This is a genomic window from Deltaproteobacteria bacterium (assembly GCA_012522415.1).
In the GTDB taxonomy this organism is placed as follows: domain Bacteria; phylum Desulfobacterota; class Syntrophia; order Syntrophales; family JAAYKM01; genus JAAYKM01.
In genome coordinates this window covers 1-5,314 of record JAAYKM010000101.1, presented here as the reverse complement: position 1 = coordinate 5,314, position 5,314 = coordinate 1, and the positions used below count along the sequence as shown (strand labels likewise).

At 48.5% G+C, this 5,314-nt stretch carries 8 protein-coding genes; 4 read left to right on the top strand and 4 right to left on the bottom strand.

The genetic code is table 11. The features are described 5' to 3' along the window. Positions 1-232 precede the first annotated feature (232 nt). The 3 genes from GX147_08550 to GX147_08540 all read right to left on the bottom strand — a co-directional run bounded on the left by GX147_08550 (position 233) and on the right by GX147_08540 (position 1,415). On the bottom strand, positions 233-628 hold the full coding sequence (locus GX147_08550; protein NLN60735.1) for a putative toxin-antitoxin system toxin component, PIN family: 396 nt from the start codon (positions 626-628) through the stop codon (positions 233-235). Further along, a complete protein-coding gene (locus GX147_08545; protein ID NLN60734.1) occupies positions 612-887 on the bottom strand; it encodes an AbrB/MazE/SpoVT family DNA-binding domain-containing protein in 276 nt (91 codons plus the stop codon). The genes GX147_08550 and GX147_08545 overlap by 17 nt, the downstream gene beginning before the upstream one ends. A gap of 378 nt (positions 888-1,265) precedes the next feature. Continuing rightward, complete coding sequence (locus GX147_08540; GenBank protein ID NLN60733.1) at positions 1,266-1,415, bottom strand: hypothetical protein; 150 nt, start codon at positions 1,413-1,415, stop codon at positions 1,266-1,268. 79 nt (positions 1,416-1,494) lie between these two features. Here GX147_08540 and GX147_08535 point away from each other — a divergent pair, with 79 nt between their 5' ends. Continuing rightward, positions 1,495-1,950, top strand: coding sequence for a hypothetical protein (locus GX147_08535; GenBank protein NLN60732.1), 456 nt, complete (start codon positions 1,495-1,497; stop codon positions 1,948-1,950). A gap of 150 nt (positions 1,951-2,100) precedes the next feature. On the opposite strand, the gene GX147_08530 is transcribed toward GX147_08535, so the two are convergent. Then, the gene (locus tag GX147_08530) at positions 2,101-2,280 is read right to left on the bottom strand and encodes a hypothetical protein (protein ID NLN60731.1); all 180 of its coding nucleotides are present in this window, start codon (positions 2,278-2,280) and stop codon (positions 2,101-2,103) included. Positions 2,281-2,518: 238 nt separating this feature from the next. On the opposite strand from GX147_08530, the gene GX147_08525 reads away from it, so the two are divergent. The 3 genes from GX147_08525 to GX147_08515 form a co-directional block, all read left to right on the top strand. Beyond that, complete coding sequence (locus tag GX147_08525; GenBank protein NLN60730.1) at positions 2,519-4,048, top strand: polysaccharide biosynthesis protein; 1,530 nt, start codon at positions 2,519-2,521, stop codon at positions 4,046-4,048. Continuing rightward, positions 4,048-5,070 carry a glycosyltransferase family 2 protein gene (locus tag GX147_08520; GenBank protein NLN60729.1) on the top strand — a complete coding sequence of 341 codons (1,023 nt, stop codon included), beginning with the start codon at positions 4,048-4,050 and terminating at the stop codon, positions 5,068-5,070. The genes GX147_08525 and GX147_08520 overlap by 1 nt, the downstream gene beginning before the upstream one ends. Before the next feature lie 75 nt (positions 5,071-5,145). After that, positions 5,146-5,314 (top strand): 4Fe-4S binding protein (locus tag GX147_08515; protein ID NLN60728.1); only part of this gene is annotated, 169 nt, incomplete at its 3' end.

Genomic DNA, 5,314 nt, shown 5'->3' with positions numbered 1-5,314 from the left:
TCTCTGCTGCGCTCAGGACGACACCCGGCCCTGTCATCCTGAGTGGCTGGTTTCATCAGCCCGAAGGATCTTGTTGGTTCTGAAGGCCTTAAACCCGGGTCCTTCGCTGCGCTCAGGACGACACCAAACCCGAGGCCGGACCGTGGAATGATGTCATTCTGAGGAGCAAAGCGACGATCGCGGAGCATCCCCGCAGGGGAAGAATCTCGTTTTTGACTCAGATTCCCCTGAATCAATACTTTTCAAGGAATCCAGCCGGGCCGAGGATTTCCGGTTTTTCAAGGTTCAGTCCGCTAAAATCCTTGTCGCCCGTTATAAACACGTCAACGTCCTCCGTGACGGCAGAATACAAAACAGGGTAGTCCTTTTCGTCCCGGATATCGAAAAGCCCCGGCTCCGGATGTTCCGGTGTATAAACAAGCTCGTAGGGAAGCCGGCTCAGGAGTAAATCCATGGCTTCAAACTTATTCCGGAATTTGCGCCGAACCACATTCAGCAACTCATCTACGGCATAGGATGAAAGAACGAGCTGATGCTCCGTCGTGACCCTGACAATCAACGCATCCATTTGCGAGTTTGGGAAAAGAAGCGCAGAAATGAGGATGTTGGTGTCAATCATTACGCGCATGGCGTTCGTCCCAAACCTCGCGGCGCACCTCTTTTACCATATCCACAACGTCCTGTTCCGTTTTCAGTCCCATTCGCTCCGCTTCCCCGACAAAAGCGGCCTGTGCTTCCCTCAGCGCGACCATGGCCGCATTTCCCATGATGATGCGGCCGTTTTCCTCCAAAAAAACAACCTTGTCACCGTCTTTTACACCCAATTTTTTCCGTATTTCCACGGGGATGGTGATTTGTCCCCGCATCGTGATTTTTGCAAGTTCCATATCCATGCCCCTTTCCGGATTGCATTGGAATCAATGCATTCATTGGTTAAATTCTAAGCCTTTTTCTCTGAAAATTCAACCGTATGAATTGCGGAGAGAAAAGACTCAAGCCCGAGGTCCTTCCCCGGAGGGGGGGAATCTCGATTTTGATTCTGGAGTGCCTCACCCCGAGATCCCTTGGCTAAGGAACCGGCCTCGGGATGACACTATTTTTTCTGTCATCCCGAGCGAGCGAAGCGACCGAGGGATCTGCTCTTGATTCTGAAAGACCTCAAACCGAGATCCCTCGCGTTCGCTCGGGATGACAGAGTCAGGTCCTTCCCCTCCGGGGATGCTCCGCGATCGCGTTGCTCAAGACGACAAGAATCGGATCCGCCCTTACCCGTTCACCCCGCCAAGGTCCAGTCCGCCGAGAGTCCGTCCCGTAACGAGGTAGTCCTCCCCGGCGATGACGGAGGCCAGCCTGATGATGCTTTCCGTCACGGGCAGAGGGATCCCCAGCTTCTTCCCGATCTCGAACACGGTCACGAGAAAGTACCAGATGGACTGAAAGGTATGAGCACATGGCCAGGCTGCTGAGCCAGTCCGACGTGGAGAAGCTCATCTCATGGAATCTGTCGTCACGGGAAAAATCACCGTCTGCACAGCCCCCGAACAGGCCGCCGAAGGGGGCGCCGTCATCACCGTCACCCACGCCAAGGACGGCTTCTTCCGGAAGGAATGGTTCGCCCCCGGCTCCGTCCTCTTCCCCATGGGGTCCTACAAGGAATGCCGGGATGAAACCCTGCTCTCTGCGGACGCCATCGTGGTGGACCACGTGGCCCAGTGCCTCCACCGGGGAGCCCTCAAGGACCTCGCCGAGGCGGGCAGAATCAGCGAAAAGGACATCACCGCCACACTCGGTGAACTTGCGGCGGGAAAGAAAACCGTCACCGCCTCGTCCGGCTCCAGGATCCTCTGCATCCCCATCGGCACCGGGGCCATGGACGTGGCCGCCGCGGCCGTGGTGCTCCAGCGGGCGGAGGAACAGGGCATCGGCGGAACCTTCGACTTCGCCGTCTGATACAGGAACAGCATAGAATAGCAGCCGCGGCCGGGGTTTTACCCCGGCCGCGGATTATTGTCGTTCCGAAGCGAGAAGCTGTCATTCTGAGGAGCGGTTTTGGCGAGGATCGCGTCCCTGGAGGGGAGGAGCTGGTTGGTTCTGAAGACCTTAACCCCGAGATCCCTCGGCCAAGGAACCGGCCTCGGGATGACAGACCACACCGGGACCAGCTTTGCTGTCATTGCGAGGAGCGGTTTGGGCGACGATCGTGGAGCATCCCCGCTGGGGGATGGGTTTCTTGTATTTTTCGAAAGTGGAGGCGTTCACGAGCGTTTTCTGACTGTTCATCAGTCCTCATCTCCATGTATGGGCTGGAGTTGGAAGCAACTGCTGCAGGGCTATTATCAAGTCTGAATGGCAAGTTTGCCGGAGGCTTTTTCAGGGGTCCCCATACAAAAAATTTAAGCCAAAAATTGACTTCACTCTTTATGAGTAATAAAATTACTCATTATCTATAAATGTTACTCTGGAAATGCACTGCTTTTCATATTCCCGAAATATGGTGATTTTAAAGTTGAGACCTTTGATGGGCAGAATGCAATTTGCAGCACGCAATATTTTTTTCGGTTTTTCAGGGCATGTAGTCCATGTTTTATTGGGCTTCATATCAAGGACCGTCTTTATCTATACCCTCGGGGCGACATACCTCGGTGTGAACGGTTTATTCACCAACGTGCTCTCAGTGCTTTCTCTTGCCGAACTCGGCATAGGTACGGCGATGAATTTCAGCCTGTATAAGCCTGCTGCGGAAAAAGACGTAGAAAAAATCAAGGCACTTATGAATCTATACAGGCGTTCCTACAGAATCGTAGCATTTGTGGTCACTGTATTAGGGTTTGCGCTTGTCCCTTTTCTTCACCGAATCATCAAGGATCCGGTAAACATAGGCTTCAATGAACTGCGGGTCTATTACCTGATTTTCCTCTTCAACACGGTTAGTTCCTACTTCGTTGCTTACAAATACAGCATTGTAAATGCAGAACAGAGAAACTACATCCAGACCAATATACACACAATAACCGTATCTATTACTATTTTCGTCCAGATTATCGTATTGGTCCTGCTGAAAAACTTCCTTCTCTATCTCCTTGTTGGTGCGTTAATAGGGTTAGTGCAAAAATTCCTGGTTAATACGTATCTCAACAGGCTGTATCCCTATTTGCTGGAGAAGAATGTCTGCAAACTTCCCGAACAGGAAACGGAAACGATAAGCAAGAACATAAAAGCCCTGATCTATCATAAGATCGGGGATATAAGTGTGCATCAGACGGACAACATCATCATTTCCGCTTTCATAAACGTGACGACTGTCGGCCTTATCTCCAACTATAATCTGCTTATCACCTCCATCAGTGGATTCATTAACATCATTTTTCATTCCGTCGTTTCCGGTTTTGGCAATCTCATTGCCACTGAAAACAGGGAGAAGCAGTACTTCCTGTTCAGAGTGTACAGGTTTGTCGGGTTCTGGCTGTACGGATTTGCCTCGGTAGCTTTTTTCGTTCTTCTTACACCTTTCATTCAATTGTGGATAGGGCAGTCGATGGTCATCGAGCATTCGGTAATCTCCCTCATATTGCTGAACTATTACTTCATGGGGCACAGGATAATAATCAACAATTTCAAGACAGCCGCCGGAATATTCGATGCGGATAAATTCATTGCCCTTGTTCAGGCCTTTGTAAACCTGGTTCTTTCTGTCGTTTTGGTTCAGGTAATGGGCCTTGCGGGAGTATACGTGGGTACGGTCGTTTCCGGGCTTGTGTCCACGTTCACGCGGCCTGTCATTGTTTATCGGTCAGCTTTTCAGAAAAATCCCCTTGATTACTATAAAGATTCACTGAAATACCTGCTTGTCGTATTTGCGGCCCTTGTTCCCCTTGAACTGATAAAACATTTTCTCTGGATCAATAAAACGGCAGCCGAATTTATATCCTTGCTGTTTCTCGTAGTTCTCATAACTAACGGAATGTTTTTTTTCTTCTCAAGAAAAAGGGACGAATTTTGCTATTTGCTGACAATTATTGCAGAACGATTTCATGGGAGAGGAAAATAATGACTGACCCCAATAAAGAACCTCTTGTAAGCATAATCACCCCCTGTTTCAACGGAGCCTCTTTCGTCCGCCGTTTCCTGGATTCCGTTTTGGATCAGACGTATTCAAATATAGAGTTTATTTTTGTAAACGATGGTTCTACGGATGATACGGAGAGAATAGTTTTCTCGTACCAAGAGAAATTTTCATCCAAAGGCATCAGGTTCATTTATATTTTCCAGGAGAACAAAGGGCCGGCGGGTGCACTGAATCAAGGCCTGGAAATATTTACGGGCGAATACCTCACATGGCCGGATTCAGATGATGTCCTGCATCCAGACAACATTTCAAAAAAGGTCAGCTTTCTTGAAAAAAACAAAGACTGCGGTATGGTCCTTTGTAAAGTAAGGGTTTTTAATGAGAAGAATATGAAGCAAATAAGATCTTTACAGCGCATTCCTCCTATTGATGGGCCAGATGATTTGTTTCATGACCTTATAGAGGAGAAAAATGTTTACTTTGCGCCCGGCGGCTATATGATTCGAACCTCAGCCTTTTTATTAGCAAATCCAGAGAAAACCATATATGCTAGCAGGGGTGGTCAGAATTGGCAGATGCTGCTTCCCATTGCTTATAGATTCACATGCGGATACATTGACGAATTTCTTTATGATTACATGATTCGAGAGGAAAGCCACTCACATTCGGCGAAAAGCCTGGAGGATCACCTGAAGAGAGCAGAAGAACATGAAGATATTCTGAAAACCGTAATCAGTTCGATGGATATGGATGAAAAAGAAAGAAATAACTGCATTGCAATTATCGATCGGAAATATGCCAGGAAAAGATTCTGGCTTGCCGCGAATTTCAGAGATCACCAAAGAATGCAGATGTATTATGACATTTTAAGGGAGCACTACCCTGTCACGGGAAGAGACCGCTATCATTACCTGAAAGGCAGTTGCGCTCTGTTTTTTTACGCGGATATGATGTTACGTACGCTCCTTCGGTCTCTGCTGAAAATAAAGAAAGCGCTTGGCTGATTATCAGAAAGCGAATGTTTTTAAATTTTTTTATCGGTTCTGTGATTTTAATATGAGAAAATCAAGGTGATAGAAATGGTGAACGTCTTTGACCTCGTTGTTCAAAACAACCTCTGCTCAGGCTGCGGCGTATGCGCCGGAGTCTGCCCTGCGGGAAATCTTGCAATGGAATGGAACGAACGGGGAGAGTATACACCTTCAGACCAGGGGCGATGTATTGACAGCTGTACCCTGTGCCTGAGAG